The 18,566-nt window shown below is 55.7% G+C and carries 18 protein-coding genes and 1 pseudogene; 6 read left to right on the forward strand and 13 right to left on the reverse strand.

All coding sequences use genetic code 11. From position 1 onward, the window contains the following. Positions 1 to 64: 64 nt before the first annotated feature. Positions 65 to 532 (reverse strand): transposase, encoded by a 468-nt coding sequence (locus CCGE525_RS37065; protein ID WP_205587542.1) that lies wholly within the window; start codon positions 530 to 532, stop codon positions 65 to 67. 635 nt (positions 533 to 1,167) lie between these two features. Continuing rightward, positions 1,168 to 1,323 (reverse strand): annotated as a pseudogene (locus CCGE525_RS40015) (IS630 family transposase); the annotation flags it as partial. A gap of 43 nt (positions 1,324 to 1,366) precedes the next feature. Here CCGE525_RS40015 and CCGE525_RS37075 point away from each other — a divergent pair. From CCGE525_RS37075 to CCGE525_RS37085, 3 genes are read left to right on the forward strand one after another with little or no spacing between them, the layout of a single operon-like run. After that, a complete protein-coding gene (locus CCGE525_RS37075) occupies positions 1,367 to 2,632 on the forward strand; it encodes an MFS transporter (protein WP_245472538.1) in 1,266 nt (421 codons plus the stop codon). After that, positions 2,629 to 3,474, forward strand: coding sequence for a class I SAM-dependent methyltransferase (locus CCGE525_RS37080; RefSeq protein WP_120709253.1), 846 nt, complete (start codon positions 2,629 to 2,631; stop codon positions 3,472 to 3,474). The genes CCGE525_RS37075 and CCGE525_RS37080 overlap by 4 nt, the downstream gene beginning before the upstream one ends. Then, positions 3,471 to 4,199, forward strand: a complete 729-nt coding sequence (locus CCGE525_RS37085; protein WP_120709254.1) for a GntR family transcriptional regulator — start codon at positions 3,471 to 3,473, stop codon at positions 4,197 to 4,199. Before CCGE525_RS37080 ends, CCGE525_RS37085 begins: the two co-directional genes overlap by 4 nt. Here the strand turns inward: CCGE525_RS37085 and CCGE525_RS37090 are convergent. The 5 genes from CCGE525_RS37090 to CCGE525_RS37110 all read right to left on the reverse strand — a co-directional run bounded on the left by CCGE525_RS37090 (position 4,196) and on the right by CCGE525_RS37110 (position 10,114). After that, a complete protein-coding gene (locus CCGE525_RS37090) occupies positions 4,196 to 5,218 on the reverse strand; it encodes a sugar phosphate isomerase/epimerase family protein (protein ID WP_120709255.1) in 1,023 nt (340 codons plus the stop codon). The two genes, CCGE525_RS37085 and CCGE525_RS37090, sit on opposite strands and share 4 nt — an antisense overlap. Next, positions 5,215 to 5,997 carry an ABC transporter permease gene (locus CCGE525_RS37095; RefSeq protein ID WP_120709256.1) on the reverse strand — a complete coding sequence of 261 codons (783 nt, stop codon included), beginning with the start codon at positions 5,995 to 5,997 and terminating at the stop codon, positions 5,215 to 5,217. Before CCGE525_RS37095 ends, CCGE525_RS37090 begins: the two co-directional genes overlap by 4 nt. Beyond that, positions 5,985 to 7,565, reverse strand: a complete 1,581-nt coding sequence (locus CCGE525_RS37100) for an ABC transporter ATP-binding protein (protein WP_120709257.1) — start codon at positions 7,563 to 7,565, stop codon at positions 5,985 to 5,987. Before CCGE525_RS37100 ends, CCGE525_RS37095 begins: the two co-directional genes overlap by 13 nt. Then, positions 7,562 to 8,461 carry an ABC transporter permease gene (locus CCGE525_RS37105; protein WP_162950451.1) on the reverse strand — a complete coding sequence of 300 codons (900 nt, stop codon included), beginning with the start codon at positions 8,459 to 8,461 and terminating at the stop codon, positions 7,562 to 7,564. Before CCGE525_RS37105 ends, CCGE525_RS37100 begins: the two co-directional genes overlap by 4 nt. A gap of 96 nt (positions 8,462 to 8,557) precedes the next feature. Next, positions 8,558 to 10,114 (reverse strand): ABC transporter substrate-binding protein, encoded by a 1,557-nt coding sequence (locus tag CCGE525_RS37110; RefSeq protein ID WP_120709259.1) that lies wholly within the window; start codon positions 10,112 to 10,114, stop codon positions 8,558 to 8,560. A gap of 120 nt (positions 10,115 to 10,234) precedes the next feature. On the opposite strand from CCGE525_RS37110, the gene phnF reads away from it, so the two are divergent. The 3 genes from phnF to CCGE525_RS37125 all read left to right on the forward strand — a co-directional run bounded on the left by phnF (position 10,235) and on the right by CCGE525_RS37125 (position 12,656). Next, complete coding sequence (gene phnF, locus CCGE525_RS37115; RefSeq protein ID WP_120709260.1) at positions 10,235 to 10,978, forward strand: phosphonate metabolism transcriptional regulator PhnF; 744 nt, start codon at positions 10,235 to 10,237, stop codon at positions 10,976 to 10,978. A gap of 557 nt (positions 10,979 to 11,535) precedes the next feature. After that, on the forward strand, positions 11,536 to 11,907 hold the full coding sequence (locus CCGE525_RS40020) for an enolase-like domain-containing protein (protein WP_120709261.1): 372 nt from the start codon (positions 11,536 to 11,538) through the stop codon (positions 11,905 to 11,907). Then, complete coding sequence (locus CCGE525_RS37125) at positions 11,859 to 12,656, forward strand: mandelate racemase/muconate lactonizing enzyme family protein (protein WP_120709262.1); 798 nt, start codon at positions 11,859 to 11,861, stop codon at positions 12,654 to 12,656. Before CCGE525_RS40020 ends, CCGE525_RS37125 begins: the two co-directional genes overlap by 49 nt. Before the next feature lie 20 nt (positions 12,657 to 12,676). Here the strand turns inward: CCGE525_RS37125 and CCGE525_RS37130 are convergent, their stop codons facing one another. The 6 genes from CCGE525_RS37130 to CCGE525_RS40025 all read right to left on the reverse strand — a co-directional run bounded on the left by CCGE525_RS37130 (position 12,677) and on the right by CCGE525_RS40025 (position 18,449). Next, complete coding sequence (locus CCGE525_RS37130; protein WP_162950455.1) at positions 12,677 to 13,459, reverse strand: class I SAM-dependent methyltransferase; 783 nt, start codon at positions 13,457 to 13,459, stop codon at positions 12,677 to 12,679. A 288-nt stretch (positions 13,460 to 13,747) separates the two neighbouring features. Then, entirely contained in the window at positions 13,748 to 14,395 is a 648-nt protein-coding gene (locus CCGE525_RS37135; RefSeq protein ID WP_120709264.1) for a CDP-alcohol phosphatidyltransferase family protein, read from the reverse strand. 17 nt (positions 14,396 to 14,412) lie between these two features. Then, complete coding sequence (locus CCGE525_RS37140; RefSeq protein ID WP_162950456.1) at positions 14,413 to 15,174, reverse strand: GHMP family kinase ATP-binding protein; 762 nt, start codon at positions 15,172 to 15,174, stop codon at positions 14,413 to 14,415. A 143-nt stretch (positions 15,175 to 15,317) separates the two neighbouring features. Further along, positions 15,318 to 16,904, reverse strand: a complete 1,587-nt coding sequence (locus CCGE525_RS37145) for a hypothetical protein (protein WP_162950457.1) — start codon at positions 16,902 to 16,904, stop codon at positions 15,318 to 15,320. Continuing rightward, complete coding sequence (locus CCGE525_RS37150) at positions 16,882 to 17,655, reverse strand: phosphocholine cytidylyltransferase family protein (protein ID WP_120709267.1); 774 nt, start codon at positions 17,653 to 17,655, stop codon at positions 16,882 to 16,884. Before CCGE525_RS37150 ends, CCGE525_RS37145 begins: the two co-directional genes overlap by 23 nt. 380 nt (positions 17,656 to 18,035) lie before the next feature. Then, entirely contained in the window at positions 18,036 to 18,449 is a 414-nt protein-coding gene (locus tag CCGE525_RS40025; RefSeq protein ID WP_120709268.1) for a P-loop NTPase family protein, read from the reverse strand. Positions 18,450 to 18,566: the final 117 nt, after the last annotated feature.

An 18,566-nucleotide genomic window follows, 5' to 3' on the forward strand; every position in this document is an offset into this window, starting at 1 on the left:
ACATGTGCACGTGCGAGCCGATCCAGTCCGGCAGAGTCTGGGTCCAGGTCGCCTCGGCGAATGTCTAGCTCGACGCCCCGAGCACGCCGAGGAACAGCTCCGCCTCCCGGATCTCGCCAGTCTTGCGATCGACGATCGGCACCTTCTTACCGGAATAGTCCACGAAGACTTTGTCGCCGGCAGCATGCTCTTGGCGGTTGCTCGGCGAAAGGCGCTGCTCGAAACCGCGGAACAACTCGCAGAAATGACTATAGCCATACCCATCAGGATGAATGACGCGATATTCCTCCCACAGGATCAGCAGCGTCACGCCGGGCCTCTTCAGCTCGATGGATAGTTCCGCGCAGTTTGGCTCGTGACGCCGGCGCGGGCGAAAGACGATACTCCAGAGCATCGTCTGTCGGTTCTCCGGGCAATGGCCAGCGGCTTTGGCCCGATCCAGATTATCTTGCATGGTATTCGGGTGATCCCGAGCACCACCGCAATCTCGCGTACGCTTGTCCCGCCGGCAGAGAGCCGAAGCATCTGTCATATGTGGCCTTCTCTTTGACGGCATGAAATTTCCCTCGTCGATACCGAGCAGCTTCATGCCAAGGTTGCTGACCCAAAGGCATCGTCAGGACGGAAAAACTGGATCTTGATCGGAATCCCGTCCGGTTAATTCCCAGAATCCGCACACCGAGAATTACGGAAGAGCCTAATAGCGCCAACGGGGAGTATCGCTTCGACACCGACAAAACGACCTCGAATGTCAGAATCACGACATAGAACCGTTGGCGTATCCTTTTGTTTTAAACACACAATTTATTTGGCACGATACGTGCTTGGTTCTTCGTAAACGCGTCTGCACGGAGGAAAATCTCCCATTGGTTACCTTCACTGAAAATGCTGTTTTCCGGTGCAACTCCGCCGAAGCGCCAGAAGGCTCGCATATCATGGCCCCTCGCCCCTCCCCCGCTAAGCTCGCGCATTGGGCTCTGGCCATCCATAGTCCCGCAGGCAGTGGAGATCGGGGCGAGTTGCCGTCACAACGAGGACATACGGTCCAATGGATTGAGTGCCCACGTTTGACGGCGGCGATGGTCTTATTGCGATCAGCGGTCCGAATGAAGGGCTTGGCCTACGGGGAAACATGGCGGTTGAAGGGCGATGAAGGAATGAAAAGCGTGCGCTGGAGGCGACGTTTCGACAGCTTGGCGAAGGAGTTCTCGACGGCGTTGAGCTCCGAGCACGAGGTCGGCATGAAGTGGAAGGCGTCAGGCGCGCACCTGGGGCTTCTTGTGAGTGGCATCGTTGTTCGAGAATAATGCGGACGACCTTGTCGGTAGATGGTTATGAGAAAAAGCGTGAACTCGTTAGGTCACCAATGAAGTCGGTCATTTTTCCGCGAGGCTCTCTCTTCCATCCACTAGGAAACAGAGTATTTCGTAGATTTTGGTTTGCTAGCTTGTTTTCTCATAGTGGCATATGGGCATGTTTTATGACTACCTCATGGATAATGAGCGATCTGAGCAGCGACCCTTCAACCGCAGCGTCGGTACAAACCGCGCTTTATCTGCCTGTCGTTCTGCTCGCGATCGTTGCCGGATATTTAGTTGATCAGGGATCTCCTCGCTTCTTTTTATTATCTGCACATTGGGCGCTGATGATCGCAACGATAGCAGCGATCGTCCTGATTGTATTTGGAGCGCTCACTGAAAAAAGCCTTTGGTTTCTGACGTTTGTTTGCGGTTGCGGCTTCGCGTTCGTTACACCGGCATGGAATTCCATTGCGGCGAGCGTAGTGCCAAAATCTCACGCACTTAGGTCAGCCGTACTTGGATCGTTTAGCTATAGTTTAGCGCGTTTGGTCGTTTCGGTCCTAGGGGGAATAGCATTGTCTCATGGAGGCAGTCTAGGCGGTATGACAGTAGTGTGTTTCTGCCTTCTCTTCTCGATCGCATTGTTCACAGTTGTTATACCCCAAGAGTATCATTCCTTTCGGACGTGTCGTCTATCTTTCCCTGCAAATGTCTTAGGCTCTTTCAACGCTAACATCCGAATGATATGTGCTGCGGGGTTTATGACTTCCATCGGCGCCTCCGTCGTGTGGGCTTTGCTCCCCCTACTAGTGAAGAGAATGCACTCTGGTCCTACAATGCTAGGCTTGCAAATGGCTTTGCTTGGGTTTGGTGCGGTTGCCTCGATTGCGCTAATCCATGTGTTGGCTCCACGTTTGTCCTTTCGAACGTTCTTAGCCGTGATGACCTTGCAATTATCGAGCGGTATCGCAGTTTATGCGTTAACTCTTGATTTACCCGCCGACATGTCAACAGTTGTACTCTCCATAAGCTCATTTGCCATTGGCATTGCTTGGACGATTTCTCAATCACTAATGACAGGCGCCTGCTTGCAGCTGTCAGCCCCAGGTGCTGCGGCCACCGCGATTGGATGGTATCTGACATCATCGTATTTAGGCTTCGCGCTCGCTAGCCCTCTTTGGGGATTGATCTCGCGGATATCGCTTTTGCATGCGTTCACAGGTTCGGCAGCCGTTGCAGCAACTTCAGCGATTTATACTTCCATAGCTTTTCCAACTATAGAGCGGACGCTGTCAAATTCAGATGGCGCCCAAAAGGAGCACTGCTCATGAATGGCAGCTACACCTATGGGGACTTCTCCAATACCGCATCTTACTATGCTGCACGGGCTGCTTACGACAAAGTTGTTCTGGATATCTTGACGGCTCATGTGGGCGCGTCGAGGACCAACTTCACGGTTGCGGACATCGGGGCTGGAACTGGCAAGCTAACCAGCGACCTTGCATCTCGCCATCTGCGAGGATTTGCGATCGAGCCCAATGACGAAATGCGCAATGAAGGTAAGCGAGCAATGATCACTTCGGGTGCTTTTGAATGGCGCCCCGGTACCGGAGAGAATACATCACTGCCTGATCATTCAGTGGATTGGGCCATTGTTAGCAATGCTTTCCATTGGATGGATCGGCACGCCACTTTGCACGAGATGAGGAGAATACTCCGGCCCGGCGGTTTTCTTTCGATCGTCTATTGCCTTCCTGATCATCAAAGCTGCAGAACGCGGACGGTGATAGAAAATCATATCTCCACTACGTTTCCTGGGCTTAAGCGCGTCGTGCACGGAATACGTGATCTGATGATGCGCCTCAAGGATATCATTCACCTCTCCAATACATTCACGGAATGCTTGCAGATTCATCGTCAGCACATCGTCTCGAAAACTCCTGAACGCTTTCTTTTGTCGTGGCGAGGGACGCACGATATTCCAAGTCAGATCGGCGCAGAACGGTGGGAGGAATTGCTTTCGTGGATTGAAGGGCAGATTCGCGGCGCTCGAGAGCTTCGCCTACCACATGAAACCACAAGTTGGACTGTTCAGCTTAAGACCAGAATGGTGGAGGCGACGGAAAAAGCTATTGCTGAACACGACCATGAAAGCAGGACTGCGAACGTGTGACTAGTAAACAAGCAATTTGGCGGGTGATCGGTGACGCCCTCTCGGAAGAAATCCTCACTGGAGCATTCGGACCTGACGGTATTCTCCCAGCGGACACTGAAGTGGCTAAGCGGTTTGGCGTTAGTCGCCTCACCGCTCGCAAGGCACTGGCGAGTTTGCAGAATAAGGGGCTAATCCGAATTTTGCATGGGAAGGGAGCGTTTGTCGAACATGACATCATTCAATATCGCATTCTACGGAGAGAGACGCTTTTGCAGAATATGTTAGGCGATGACGGTCAACCGCGGCGACAGCTTTTGTCCAATAGAGTTGAAAAAGCATCTCCTGAAATTGCTGACCGCCTGAATATACTCGCGGGAGCCAATGTGCTGGTCGTCGATTTACTCGGATTTGTGGGCAACCGACCTCTCGCAATTAGCCGAAGCTTCTTAGATGCTCAAAGATACGGAAAGTTCGTTGAAGCCATGGGCGAACAGGCTGACATTGAACGTGCTCTTCTCGCCTACGGCATTAAATCGGTTAAACCAACAGGTGTAACGATGTTTGCGCGTATGCCAACCTCTGAGGAGGCCACTCTCTTAGACCAATCGATAGCGCGACCAGTAGTACAGAAAGAATGCGCCGACTTGGATGATGATGGCCCAATTCGGTACCATGTTGCCTGTTATGCTGCGGATCGAATCAAGTTTACTTTTGATGGCGGTAACTCTCGAGACTCCCATTAATGTCCTGCAGAGAAAATGGGTGTGCCCTCGCCAAAGCCTACCGCACAAACCGATTGCACTGGACCCCCGTGTTTTCGCAGTTCGGGAATGTTGATATGGGCGAATGCCGGGATCTCCGCTTTGAGCCATTGCAGCGAATGCCCGAGAGCCCAGTATTCGAACTCAACGACCTTTGCGGGGTCCATGGCGAGGAGATCTTTGATGTGAATATATTCGCCGGGCTCGCGTAGCGGCCTGACAGGATTTCGAAAATATCCTTCTCCCAGCGCGGAATTGCCGCGACGGTCCCTCATAGCCGCTTGATAAGCCCAAGTATTTTCAAAGCAGATCCGGTCGACACCCGAACCTATGAGCGCTGAAGTCATCTCAGCCACCGGCGCGTTGCCTGCGCCGATCGGCACTCCGAGCAGACCACCTTGGTCTGGAGCGAGAATTATGCAGTCCTTCAGATGTGCGGAGCGTATCCAAGGGCGCATCAGTTCCAGCGATGTCAGCGGATCCTCGTAGAACAGCATCGAATTCACATAGTCGAAAAGACCCTGCACCCACGGGCTATCGACGTCGGAAAGGATTTCAGCGATTTCGCTGGCTGCGAGATCCTCGTGGTTTTCAAGAAGCAGCGGAATTCCGGCGCGCTCGGCTAATAGCGCTGCTTGCGCGAGATCGGCTTTGGCTTCCTCGACACGAAGTCGCCGGTCAGGAGTTCCTTTGGTATAGGTCCGTAGGTATCCCGCACCCACTTCGCGCCCGATTTCGAGCAATCGTTCAATGTGTGCTGGTTCGGTACCTGCGGTCTCGATGTCGATGAGCATATTGCGCTTTTCGAGATAGGCGCGAAGCTTGCGAAGCTGAGCCAGCTCAATTCCAGAAATTTCGACATAGTTGGGCTCAAAACACGAGACGTTGAGACCGTCGAATCCGAGGTCGGCGGCAAGATCGACGAGCGCGAAAACATCGAAACCCGGTTTGTGGCGGTATTGGTAGCGAAGGCCATACGAATGCAGGAACAGTTTGGTCATGATTTCGAGAAGTCCAGTTGGCGGGATGCATCGGAGGCCGCAAAGAGCGCGAGCAATGAAGCGATAAGGATGAAAATTCCCGGAATGAGCGGTGCAGTCGAATTCAGCAACAGGCCGGTCGCATTGAGTTTGATCAGAGTTCCCCAGTCGGTCGTCGGCGGCTGGACGCCAATTCCAAGCAGGCTAAGCGCACTCAGAAACATCAGGCAGGCGACGAAACGGTTGACGAGTTCGACGGCCGCGTAAGGGCGAATGTTCGGCCATACGTCTCGCGTGACCAGATAGGCAAAGCCCTCTCCCCTTATTCGAGAAAGCTCGACGAATGGCTCGGCGAAGATTTGGACCACCGGTGCTTTGAGCGAGCGATAGGCCCGGGTGAACTCGACGACGGTGATGATGAGGATGAGGCTTGCCGTCGTCGATCCGAATGCAGCGATGAGCACGAATGCGATGATGAGGCTCGGTATGGAGTTCAAAGCGTCCATGCATCGGGCAAGGATTGCGCCTGGAACTGCCGGCATGGCGCTCGACAGCACCGCGCAGATCAAACCGCAGCCCAACGACAGCAATGTCGCCGCGACGCAAATGAACATCGTTACGCTGCCGGCACGAAGAATTTCGGACAGCATATCGCGGCCTAGATAGTCGGTTCCCAGAAGGTGCACCTGGGACGGGCTTTCAAACAGGTCGCCTCCGGAAAAGCTATCTGCCGGGGTCCCGACGAAAAATGGAGCGATGATGAAGAACAGGATGAAGCCGATGAATATCAGAGCGCGCATTGCTGTGGCCCACTCTCGCTTTTGAAAATAGGTGCGGATAAATAGTGCCCGGATGTGGAGGGCTGCTGACCGTCTCCGATCGGCTGCACCACCTGACCATCGCGCAGTTCGAGAACGTCGCTTGCAAGGCGAGCGACAATCTCTGGCTGGTGCGAAACGAGCAGCATGCCAATGTTCCCCCTTTCTCGGTGCCGGCCGAGAATATCTGCAACGATCCGCGCATTCTCCGGATCCAGAGAGGCCGTGACTTCATCGAGCAGCAGCAGTGACGGACCGCTGGCAAGCGCCAGCGCTATGCCCAATCGCTGACATTCCCCGCCCGACAGTTCCGCGCTTGTTTTGTGGCGATAGTCCTCCGGTAGGAGGACCTTGCCGAGAATGTCCGCGACGGCATCGGCTGAGTGATTACGCCCAGCCTGACGCAACCGCCTGCGAATGAGATAGTCGGCGCTCAGAGACGGGTTCAGGTGCAGCTTCACCGACTGCGGCACATATTCGAGTTGGCGCCTTTGCTCCACCGTCCGACGGGAATAGTGCAGCGGCAACCGCTCGCCATCGACCTCGATCGTCCCCTTTGCATCGCCGTGCTGCCCAAGCAAGCTGCGCAGGATCGTCGTCTTTCCGGCGCCGGAGGGGCCAACGATGCCCAGGCAGCTTCCCGGCCGCACCTGAAAACCGACATTGCGGAGCAGCGGCCGGCCGTTCTGCGCGTTGACGCAGAGGCCTGCGACCCGCAATCGCGGCTGGTCGACCGGCTTCGGCGCGAGTTGCAATGTGGGACGCGTTGCCGTGGCAGGCTGCTCAGTTGGACTGACCGGCTCCGGCTTTCTGTCCGAGACCACAAACCCGCTCAGATCAATTGTTTGATCCGAGCACTCGGCGAAGAATGGCAATTCGTGCGAAATGACAAGCGCTGCAGCACCGATCTCCTCAATGCGAGCCTTTATGTCCTGCATAACGCCAGCTTTGAGGTCGGGCTGCAATGCGGTCGTTGGCTCGTCGAGAATAATCAGTCGAGGCGTGGCGCAGAACACCAACGAGATCAAGACGCGCTGCAATTGCCCGCCGCTATATTGATGCGGATAGCGACCCTCCTGAAATCCTGGAACCTCCAGCCGATCGAAGGCAGCCTGGAGAAGCCTCAGGCGCTCGTTTCGCTCTTGGGCGGTATCGCCCGCGAACTCAGCGATCTGACTGACGACATTGCGCGACGCCACGAGCGCCGTCGCGGAGGATTGCGGAACGTAGAGAATCTCGCGTCCCCAAAGGGACTGCCGCTGGCGCTGTTGCATCTGCAGCAATGGCTGGGTACCCAGAAGGACCTCCCCGCCCAGAATGCGAACGTTGGGTCTCATCCATCCCATGAGGGCGAGACAGAGGCTAGTCTTGCCGACGCCTGAGGGCCCTATCATTGTCGATAGCGTGCCGGGTTTCAAAGCCAGTGAGAGCTTTTCGATACGCCGGGCGCCTGTCGTCGAGTTGGAAATGACCGCTGAAAGGTCTTTGACCTCGAAAGCGTTGGCCGTCACATCTGCCGCACTTTTTTGCTCTGAGCTGGTCGGTTTCATAGGGCACCTCTTTTGCTGAAACGGCCGGCGATCAGGTCGGAAAGGGAATAAATGCCCACATAGATCGCAGTTATGAACACGGCGCAGAACTGCAGGACCGGGACATCGCGCCAAACGACCGATGACACTGCCAGCTCGCCGATCCCGGAAATCCCGAAGACGACCTCGATCACCAGCACGCCGGTTAGCAGGTAGGCGCAGTAGATGAGCAGAAGGTTGAGGATCGAAGGAAGAATAGACGGAACCGCATAATTGAGCGCAATCCAGCTACGGCTAAAGCCGCGCAGGCGAGCAAACTCGAAATAATCCTTCTTTTCTTCCATCAGCAGCAGCGACAGCAGCATGCGAGCGACATAGGCAATCATGCCGATCCCGAGACACGCGCTGGGCAGGAGGAGCACGCGGATGTGCTCGGTCAGCGACTGATCTGGTGCCAGTCGCGAAACGGCCGGCAGCAGATGGAGCTGGACGGCAAAAACATAGATGAAAATATAGGCGATGAGAAACTCCGGTGCGCAGAGCACAATTTGCATGAAGAGCTGGAAACAGCGCCGGACCTGCGGTGGCGCGAGGAACGAAGCCACGCCAGCGGCAAAAGCGAGCGGAAACCAGCAAAGTGCGGCGGCGGCAAGCATGAGCGTGTTGGCAAGACGCGGCTGAACGACCTCCCAGACCGGTATGCGACTGGTAAATGATTGACCGAATTCTCCCTGCAGGAAGTGAAACAGCCAAATGGTGAAGCGCTCCAGCAACGGGCGATCCAGCCCGAGGCTATGGCGCAGTTGGGCGCCCAGTTCCGGCGTATAGTCCTGACCGAGCAATTCCGTCACGAAGTCGCCCGGAATGAGAGCCGTTCCGAAGAATATCAGCGCGGCCGCGCCCAGGAGAATGGCCAACCTGATTGCCAGTTCAAGAGCAATCGATTGGAGGTTCGCCAGGGGCGACCTCCGCTCGTCTTGCTCAAGGGTGAGAGAGTGATCGGACATCGCAGATCAGGCGCCCGGATCCAGCCAAAGGTCGGCCATGGCCGGACCGGTCAGCGAGCCAAGGGGCGAGGGCGAAACGCCCTTCACCTTGCTGGTGATGGCGTCGAGCTGGTCGAAGAACAAGGGGATGCCCGCACCGCCATCGTTATGGATCGTCTCCTGGATTGCCCAGTACAGTTCTCGACGGCGGTTGACATCGGTGGTGGCGACCGCCTCGTCCATCATCGCGTCCACCTTCGGTCGGCTCCAGTGCGTTTCGTTCCATTTCGCACCAGAGCGGTAAGCGACGCGCAGCATAAGGTCGGGTGTGAAACGCGTACCCCATCCGCCCACCATCAGCGGCTGCTTCAGCCAGACATTGTCCCAATAGCCGGTGACCGGATCGCGTTTCGGATCGAGCGAAATACCCGCCTTGCGCGCGCCGTCGGCGTAAATCTGCGCCAGATCAACCGCAACGCCGGGCGTGACCGCGTCGGAGGCATGCAGAACCTGTGTCGGGAAATTCACACCTGCCTTCTGAAGAATGGACTTGGCCCGATCCGGATCATAGGCGCGGACCGGCAACTCGCTGTGGTAGAAGGGACTGAAGGGTGGAATTGGGTGGTCATTGCCAATCTGCGCAAACCCGGCGCAGAGGCGGTCGCGCATCTGCTCGCGATCGAAGAGGTACTTCATAGCTTCGCGTACTTCCGGCCGATCGAAGGGAGGAGTGTCGGTCAGCATGGCCACGACGTTGTGCACGCCGCTGGGGGAATTGACGACCTGGAAACCGGATGTCGCCGCAATGCGCTTCGCGAGCGTAAAGTTGACCGTCTGCACGGCATCGACATCACCGGCGAGAAGAGCAGAAACACGTGCGACAGGATCCTGATTGCCCTGGAATGCCACCTCGTCGAGGTAAGGCTTGCCGTTCTGCCAGTAGTTTTGATAGCGGCGATAAACGTTGACGCTGGTAGGGTTCAGCCCATTCGCCACGAAGGGGCCGGTGCCCACCGGCTTGTCGAAGGTCGAGAAACCTTCCGGGAAGATATAGAACCGATCCTGCGCCAACAATAGGGGAAAGTCAGCGTCGGGGCGCGAGAGTGTGAAGCGGAGGGTATGCGTGTCTTCCTCGACGATGTCGGTGATGTGTTCGAGAAGAACGCGCAACGGCGACTGCAAAACGGGGTCGCGAAGCCGGTTCAGACTGAAGATGACGTCCTTTGCGGTCAGGCCCTTGCCGTTGTGGAACTCCACGCCACGGCGCAGCTTGAACAGCCAGCCATCGACCTTGTTGTTGACCGGCTCCCAACTCTCGGCAAGCATTGGGACGGGATTGAGACGGCTGTCGACACCTACCAGCCTTTCTCCGACTGCCGCATAGGCAAAGTAGACGCTGAAGGAGGCGACCTTGGTGGGATCGAGCAGAGAAGAAGATGCAGTCTCCTGCAACATGACTCTGAGGCGACCACCCTTGCTGGGAGTGGAGTTTGCGTGTGCCAGACCGGGACGCGTTATCGCCGCAAGGGCGGAAGCGCCGAGAGAGACGTTGAACATGCGTCGGGAAATGGGACGATTAAGCATTGCCGAATCCGTTGTTCGAGGAGACTTTGCATTCGCGACCAACCGACGTAATCTCTGCCGGCGATTGAGAACTCGTATATACGAGTGTCAGTGACAACTGCATGACAGAAGGATAATTTTATGAGCTCATCCCCCTCCGGGTCCTCAGCACAACCCCGTTGGAAAACGATTGTGGAGACGTTGCATCGCGAAATTCTGGACGGAGAGTTTGACGCGGAAGGGCGTTTGCCCGCAGACACAAAAGTAGCCGAGCGCTTTGGCGTTAGCCGCATGACCTCGCGCAAGGCGCTCGCGATGCTTCAGAATAAAGGACTTATCAGGATAGAACACGGCCGAGGAGCATTCATCGAAAACGATGTGCTCGAATATCGTATGGCCTCACGCGTTACATTTCCTCAGAATGTCCGGGCCAACAATCAATTGCCCAGCCGAAAGCTGATCTCCTTCGAAAGTAGGCCGGCTGACAGGTGGATATGTTCCTGCCTCGACCTTGTTCCTGGAACTATTGTACTGGCCGTTCAGCTAATCGCAGAAAGCAATGGCCGACCGGTTGCCTTTAGCACCAATTTCCTGGAAAAGCGCAGGTTCTCGGGTTTCGTAGAAGCTATGGGGCCGGAGGCAGATGTCGAATCCGCAATGGCGAAATTTGGATTTGTATCCTTGTGGCCCGGAACTGCCAAGGTAATCGCGCGGATGCCGACAGAAGAGGAAGCAAAGCTACTCGATCAATCCCTGTCGAGACCGATCGTCGAAAAGCAAGCCGTGCAAGTGGACGAGAAGGGTAGTCCCGTATGGTGCCATGTTACCTGCTACGCCGCTGATCGCATCCAGTTTGTTTTCGATGGTGCCGAAGTAGGTAGGTAATGCGGCAGCCTGGCAATTTACGAAGGCTTCGACCGTAATTTCGCGAACCGCTTTCACTTTGCAACCGCTTTGCCCGCCGTTGATCTGCACACCACAGTAGTTAATTGTCCAAACGCGGGCACGAGATGTTCTCTGCGAGCAGACGCCCTTCGTGCCTGACCTCATGCCAGATCTTCGGTACTGTTCCATTGCTTGGTCGAATCATCACCCCACCGGTCATAAGCTCTCACTCGTCATCATAGTGTCATACTGTAGAGAGTATTGAGTGTGCTCAAATCGTGGACATTCAGATGCGGAGAGTTCCAACATCGCTGGCTCCGATCGTGAGCATGAACTCAATTTTTCGGAGATCATCCTCTTGGAGGCTTCCTTTTTCATTCTGGAGCTGAGTGCGCAGGCGCGTTGGTTCGGGCGCGGCTACTGCTAACGGCTCCGTCGGATTCCGGCTGCACAATAGCATCAATCCTGCCTTGCCAAGATCTTGACCAATATGACCGTCGCCCGGGGACCATTGCAGAGTGTGCTGGCAACTCGGGGACCTTCGAGTAGCTGGAGCCATGCCCTTGAGAATCACGTCGGTCAAAGCGACCCCTGTCCTTGTGCCAATCAGCAAAAGCCACGGGGGCTTATGGCTCCGGAGGACCCATATCGACCGCACAATCGTGGAGATTGAGACCGATGTTGGGATTTCGGGTGTTGGGGAAACGCGCGGCTTATGGGCCGCTGATGTCATTAACAGCAAGTTCGCGCCTCAACTGATTGGGCTTCCTCCACTCGCCAGAGGTCTCATGCGTTCACGTTGTCTGAATGGAGTCCTTGATTACGGATTCCCAGAGTATCAGATGGAGCGTTTGGCCTATGCGGCGGTGGATTTGGCTGCATGGGACATTGCAGGAAAATGTGCCGATCTTCCCTTATATACGAGATGATTGGTGGTTTGCAACGCGACAAGGCCCCATTCGTTGCTTACGGCTACCCGGTAAACCCGGAGATTTGCGGCACAAAAGAGGTGCCAGGTCGTCTCGCGGAGTGGGCGGTCGAAGCGGTTGAGCTCACCGGAGCTACTTACTTCGAATTCAAGATCGGCCGTTGCAACGATCTTCAATGCGACATCGACACCGTTCACGCCGTGCGTGAGGCATTAGGGGAAAAGATCGAAATTGGGGTAGATGTCAACATGACGTACTCCTCCGAAGCCGCAACCTACTTTCTCGACAAAACTATGCCGGCATCCATATCGAACGTGGAGGAACCGGTTGCGAGTCTCTCGGAAATGGACCGCCTGCGAGCCGATTACGGAATCCCACTTTCGAGCCATTGCACAAACCTTGATGCAATAAAGCCCTATCCAAATATCGACGCCATTGTTCCAGATATTTCTCTGCTCGGCGGCATCGACTCCACGCTGGAGCTTCTTGCCGCGGCAAGAGCACTGGGAAAACGTTGCTGGCTGAGGTCAATGTGGGAGCTCGGCATCGCCTTCGCGGCAATGTGCCACGTTGGGATTTCCCGGCCGGAGTTGAGCAGGCCTGCTCAATCACTCGCCGGTTTTGCGGAAGACGATCTCATTAAGGGGCAGCCATGGCGCGTCCGGAACGGGGGGGTTCGCCCGCCCGATCGACCCGGGCTTGGTATTGAGTTGAATTATCTGGCCCTTGCCAAGTATAAAGTTGCCTAGCGGCAACTTTATATCCTGCATCACTTCCTGACAGTCCATGAGTATGTTCTGTAAAGTGGGGCGATTTCGTCTGCTAAGCTGATTACATCTTCTATAGCGGCAAGAACCCGTGCCCAACGACTTGGGCCAATCTGGTTTGGTATATCCTGAACACTTCGAAATACGTTGATGTAACGCAGTTTTTCCATATGCACAGTATGATCTGATGCAATATAGATGCAATCGTGCAATGATCCGGATGACTGGAGAGAGGCTTCGACGTTCTCCATTACTTCTAGTGCTCTTCTGTAGGCTCGGTCTAACCCTGGCTCCATCTCTTCGATCTTAGCCTCGATGCATGTCCTCAGCGGGTCGTTTGTGAAGTCGGGTAGGACCCAGATGACTGAGGCATATCCCCCGGGCGACAGAACGCGCTGAAACTCCCCCACAGCCTCGCTGGCGTCCACCCAATGAAAGGCGTTAGCCATGCAAATCCAATCAACAGCCTCATGCTTCAGCCCGGTGCATTCCGCTGTTCCGTTTACCCACTGGAAAGAGAAATCGCGTCCGTGAATGCGCTCACCTTCCGCTCTCATGGAGGCGTTTGGCTCCACGGCATAACCACGAAAACCCCGGTTGGCGAGGGTTGATGCTAGCAGTCCCGTGCCGGCACCGATATCCGCAACGACTGCATTCTCGGCATGCAATTCGGTGTACCGGACGAGGCATGAAATAACATTATCAGATAGCGGCACACGATTTTTGTAGTAGCGTGATGCGACCGAGAACCTCGACCAAGTTTCGTCTTTGAAGTCATGAGTCAATATTTCCTCTCCTGCCTGCCCTGATTTGCAGCCCAACTCGCAAGGCAATCGCGGCTGTCCCGCTGGAGACAAGCTTGCGATCACTAGGCTAGTGTTGATACTGAAGACCCAGTCCCGAATCGGAAGGGAGCAGGCGTTCCGCTGCCCCCTTGAGGGTCGGTGCGAGGCTGTTCCTCCGAGTCTAAGTTATTCGGATCGGCCTGTGACACAGCACCCTCCATAGGCCCAACGGTCGGTTAAGTCCGCGAGGCGTTCCGCCACTTTGATGGTCACCATGGTAGAGCCCCATTACCTCAGCAGCCCCGCGACTAGGTTGATGCCTATTAGCAGGAGAACTCCTGTCATCACATGCGGTACGACGGTGTCTCGGCCCCGAGGGAAATAGAACGAGCAGATGTTCAAAATCGAAAGGGCAATGGTCACAAGCTCAAAGGCAACCCCAAACCCCTTCCCAATGACAATTGGGTACAAAGGCGTGAAAACCGCCAGGAGCGGAATGTTGTGGGCGATCGGCAGTCCTTGTACTCGCCCATCGCCGGTAGCTCCGAAGGCATTGAAATAACTTAAGCGGATAACACCACAGAGGACGATAAACGTGAAGGCGATTGCCTGCCAGGCACCGATACCGTTTAAGGAAAGCGCAATCGTTGCCGGAGCAAGACTGCTGCTTAGGAAATCGGCAAAGCAGTCCAGAAATGGGCCGACCTCACCTGCTGCCGGCATCCTGTTATGTGCGCGGCGTGCAATGATTCCATCGATCCAATCGAGAGCGACAGCGAAGAGCGCGAGGCTCATTGACAGGTGGATGTCGCCGGTGATAGCGGCAATGATGGCCAGCGCTGAGAAGGCTGTCCCGGCCAAAGTCACAAGGTTGGCGGCGTCCTGCAGCGGGCTGAGAATTGACCGGGGCCTATCTGCTTCTGGGGTAACTTTCATCACGTTCTCTCAAGCCGCTACGCCAGTGCCGGGTAGTACGTCGGCAGAAAGCCAATCTCGCGAAGTCCTCCTAGCAGCCGCTTGAGTTGAATCACTCCAATGTCAGGCGCCACCATGACTCCGATCATGCGTCCACTGTGGGCGACTTGAACTCCCAAGCCGCCAGAACACAGGGAGGATTCGAGCACTTCTTGAAAACGTGGCTGGGGCAAGAAGCGTTCGTTGATGAGCGCGCTACGAGTGGCGGTCTGTCCCAACAGAGCGGCGTCGTCATTGGCAATAGCACGAGAGGCCATTCTTAAGAGTTCCTGGAACTCGCCAACTTCATCTTCGTTGTAGCGAGCGGGTTCGAAGCAGATTGTATCGACGGGACGATCAGGGCTGGCATTGAAGCTCACGAGGCCGAAATGCGGGAGGCTCTTGGCAAAGGTCTCGAGAACCCGTCCTTCACGATGGGCGACCAGACAGGCGTTCCCTCTGAACATCGTTCCGTCGCTGGCCTCCTCCGCCTTAACGGCGATCTGGAAGATCTCTTTGGGAGAGATGCCGCACCCTAGGGCACGTGCACATGCGCGCACAGCGGCCACAATGTCGGCTGTGGATGAGCCAAGACCGAAGCCCATTGGTATGTTGGAGCAGACCTGAACGTCAACTCCTTCTCCGCGCTTGAGATGATTCCGCAGGAATAGCATCACAGCCCGATGGGCCTTCTCCCGCTCAATCGGCGAAAACTGCAGCCCGGGTGTTGCGGACGGAGCCGCCCAAGCAATGGTTTGCACATAAGGGAATGCTAAGGTGATTAGGCCCCGGTGGTGTCCCCCGTGCTTGTCGACAAAAACGCCTTGGAGGACCTCACCATGGTGACCGTTTGCGACCCCCATTGCCCCAGCACAAGAATTACGCGGCCTCTGTATTGCCGTGTTCATATTGTTGCTCCCCTGAAGTTGCCAGCCACGGACATTGCGCCGACCTCGCCAGTCGATAGATAAGATGAATTCTCACGTGAAGCACTCCAAGGAGCTGTCCCAAACTGCTCCCGAAAAGCTGAACTATCGTGCTCTCGCCGGGCCATTCCCCCAGACACTCGGCCCCGTATTCCTTTTGGTGTGACCGTCCCCTCAAAGCGGTAATAGATTGTCCACTCGTCGTGGGCTGTTTCGCAGCTAATACGAAGTTTATTGTTATCGATTGATGCCTTTGCGATTACTTCTTGGCCATCAATGTTGACAGTAGCCTCGGAGAGCAATCGACCATTCGGTATAATAATTGTGCCTTCTCTCGCGTGCATCGGGTAGTCGATCCTATACCGCCACAGGCCCTCCAGCGATTTTACTTCGTTTCTCTCTTGCACACCGATTCGCAGAACAGCACTCTTCAGCTCTTCGAGCACGCCGATTGCGACGGCATCGGCTTCATCATCTCGGAGACAGGTCGGGTCAATACTGACTTCGTACGGTAGTCGTCTGGGATCATCGATCATGATCCGCGGCGTTCGCTTCAGCAACCGATTCCGGAGCTCTGATACGGTGGTGGGTATTTTTGCCGGATCCCACGAGATCCGTAACCTTGGAGCAACGTTCCCTGGTGCTCTTGCTATCGAGACCGATATGCCGGCCTCGCAAGCCAAGCGATTTGAGATTAAATTCAGACGACGTTCCAACATCGTGGGGAGTTTGGCGCAGCAGCCGTCACGAAACCACTCCTCCAGCGCTGCCACAGCGCCGGCAATTTGCTCTTTGCCGATCTTGAAGCCTCGGCCAAACCCCTGATGAGGCGCGGCTATCGCTGAAGCAGCCTCCACCAGGTCGCGGCGTCCGGCGAGCAATCCAGAGGCTGCAGGACCGCCGACAAACTTGCCCAAGCTGTACGCAACTAGGTCCGCCCCTTTCGCGAGCCAAGGATCAGGGTGCGTCGGACAAAATCCTGCTGCATCGACCAGAATTGGAATCTGGCCGCCTGTGAGAACCTTTAGGCGACGAATCGACAGAACGGAATCCTCTGAACGACGGGCTAGAGCGCAAATCATGCACGGCTTCTTGCCAAGTTGGCAAAGTAGCTCTTGCTTGTCCCGGGGGAACTCAATGTTGCAGCCGGCCAGGCGCAAAGAATGCTCATAGGAGAACCGTTGGTCGGCCGGCACAAGGACGAGACGTCGGTCAGGATCACTCAGAGGCAATTTGAGGATCCGATGAGGGTCGTTCCCGGCTACGCAAGCGGCAACTGCGAGCGTCAAAGAGGCCGCCGAGCCGGACGTAATCAGTGCGTTCTCAGCCGCTATCATTTCAGCTGTATATCGTCCCGCCGCTCGCTGTAGCTCGTCCATGTTGACGAACACCCGGGATGCTTCGTCCATCGCGGTCCGGACCGACTTAGTCAACCGCGAATTGCCATTGATGGCGCGCACGCCGGTGCAGTTGATGATTGGCTCCACACCAATGCGATGTAGGAGAGGGGAGCCTCGGTTGAGAGGATTGGTCATAATCTGCTCACCAGATTTTTGATTCAGCAAACATTTGCTCCGCGGCTGCAAGGTCCGCGGGCGTATCGATTTCTATCCAGCGTGATCGGGAGCAAATCACGCCACGCGCTCGCATTCTGGAAGCGGTCAAGGAACGCGCGATGTATTCTTCATAGAAAGCTTCACCGGATTGCGCGGAAGCGCACTCTCTCAGTGAGGACACTAGATGCTCCTGGCAAAATGACGCACTGAGCTTGTAAATGCTGAGAGTCTTCCACCAGTTGCCATGCGAAAGCTCGCTGAGGCCTCCTTTCGCAATAACTTGAAAATGCTCTACAGCGAAGTCGTCAGCAAGGCGGACGACTGCACCAGAGGTCGAATTGTCAGGTATATGGTCAACGGGTATCACACAGTGGGCAGGCTCCGCTTGGGTGCGTTTGATGATCGTATCACTAAGAATAGTATCGCCGTCCATAATGAGCGTATTGCAAGTTAGGAACTCACGCGCCGCCCAAAGGGAGGTCGAGTTGTTTTTAGATCGGTAGCAGTCCGTTTCAATGAAGTGCACCTCTTCCAGCGGACTCCACTTGGCTAGACTTTCCCTTATTTGCTCTGCGCGATAGCCGACTACGATGATCGCGCGCTTCAGGCCACACCGAGCCAGCGTCGCCAGAGATCGTTGGATAATTGGGACTCCGGCAACCGGCACGAGCGCTTTGGGGATCTCTGCCGTGATCGGCATCAATCGGCTGCCAAGCCCAGCTGCAAGTATGACAACTTGATCTGCACCGGCATCATTCATGGAAACACTCCGCTAGTCGGCGATGCCGTAAAGGCACATGGCCTCGCAAGCAAATTGTGGTGCAGTGGCGGCAGCCGATGCGGTTCGTGCCATTTGTTGGGGACAGTATTCCGGCATCAAGCTGGAGCCGTGGCGAGTGACGAATGAGCTCGTAATCGTGAATTCTGCAATGCGGGCATTCCTCATTGCAGTGTAACGTCGAACCTCTTCCCGGAGGTTGACTTGCTATCCGTCCAGTTGACCGGGAGTGCTTCTCGGCAGAGCTGTGCATTTCCATATGTGCAACTCCTTCCCGCTACTGCAGCTCGCGGACTTCCCTCTGCAATTTCTTGACATCTAACATAATTCCTTCCCTCAAACGCGCCGCCATCACGCACGCCTCACGTCGGGATTGGGGTCGATGGCTGCGATAGCATTGTCGACCACTTTGGTAGCGGCCCAGTGGGTCTCCAAACGTCTAGGAGCCGGACCGCCGATGTAGTAGTTGGGGCGCTGCGGCCAGGAATATCGACCATGCTCGACCAAATAGTGCGGTCCTGCGCGGCGGGATGGAGGACAGAATCCTCTGCCTTCAGGTACAGGATAGGGCGGGCGGAGCTGCTCTCGGGGTCGCACCCGAGATCAATCTTCCGTCCGACCACTAGGAGGACGCCGGGTCTATTTTGGGACGTGGCAGATTTGCCCATATCTCCTTTCCCAGAAGATGTGATCTGGCGCAGACTTGGCATGTTGCTGTCGCTCCTTCGTGATGTCACATGGCAGTGTAGCTGCCGCCAGCCCACCATGAGAGGCATCCAAAAGTCATGCCAACTACGCAGAAAAATTCCCGGAGATTGATTCTCTGTCTTATTCAATGGCTTAAATAAAAGTGCAGCGGCAAGAGTCGACACTGCAGTGTCGCGGACTCGACA

Origin of the sequence: Rhizobium jaguaris (assembly GCF_003627755.1) — a bacterium.
Classification (GTDB): Bacteria; Pseudomonadota; Alphaproteobacteria; order Rhizobiales; family Rhizobiaceae; genus Rhizobium; species Rhizobium jaguaris.

What these genes read in the sequence shown, in the direction of transcription:
- CCGE525_RS37065 (WP_205587542.1), bottom strand. Translation starts at nt 532, where the DNA reads ATGACAGATGCTTCGGCTCTCTGCCGGCGGGACAAGCGTACGCGAGAT.
- CCGE525_RS37075 (WP_245472538.1), top strand. Translation starts at nt 1,367, where the DNA reads ATGAAGTCGGTCATTTTTCCGCGAGGCTCTCTCTTCCATCCACTAGGA.
- CCGE525_RS37080 (WP_120709253.1), top strand. Translation starts at nt 2,629, where the DNA reads ATGAATGGCAGCTACACCTATGGGGACTTCTCCAATACCGCATCTTAC.
- CCGE525_RS37090 (WP_120709255.1), bottom strand. Translation starts at nt 5,218, where the DNA reads ATGACCAAACTGTTCCTGCATTCGTATGGCCTTCGCTACCAATACCGC.
- CCGE525_RS37095 (WP_120709256.1), bottom strand. Translation starts at nt 5,997, where the DNA reads ATGCGCGCTCTGATATTCATCGGCTTCATCCTGTTCTTCATCATCGCT.
- CCGE525_RS37100 (WP_120709257.1), bottom strand. Translation starts at nt 7,565, where the DNA reads ATGAAACCGACCAGCTCAGAGCAAAAAAGTGCGGCAGATGTGACGGCC.
- CCGE525_RS37110 (WP_120709259.1), bottom strand. Translation starts at nt 10,114, where the DNA reads ATGCTTAATCGTCCCATTTCCCGACGCATGTTCAACGTCTCTCTCGGC.
- phnF (WP_120709260.1), top strand. Translation starts at nt 10,235, where the DNA reads ATGAGCTCATCCCCCTCCGGGTCCTCAGCACAACCCCGTTGGAAAACG.
- CCGE525_RS40020 (WP_120709261.1), top strand. Translation starts at nt 11,536, where the DNA reads ATGCCCTTGAGAATCACGTCGGTCAAAGCGACCCCTGTCCTTGTGCCA.
- CCGE525_RS37125 (WP_120709262.1), top strand. Translation starts at nt 11,859, where the DNA reads ATGGGACATTGCAGGAAAATGTGCCGATCTTCCCTTATATACGAGATG.
- CCGE525_RS37135 (WP_120709264.1), bottom strand. Translation starts at nt 14,395, where the DNA reads ATGAAAGTTACCCCAGAAGCAGATAGGCCCCGGTCAATTCTCAGCCCG.
- CCGE525_RS37150 (WP_120709267.1), bottom strand. Translation starts at nt 17,655, where the DNA reads ATGAATGATGCCGGTGCAGATCAAGTTGTCATACTTGCAGCTGGGCTT.
- CCGE525_RS40025 (WP_120709268.1), bottom strand. Translation starts at nt 18,449, where the DNA reads ATGCCTCTCATGGTGGGCTGGCGGCAGCTACACTGCCATGTGACATCA.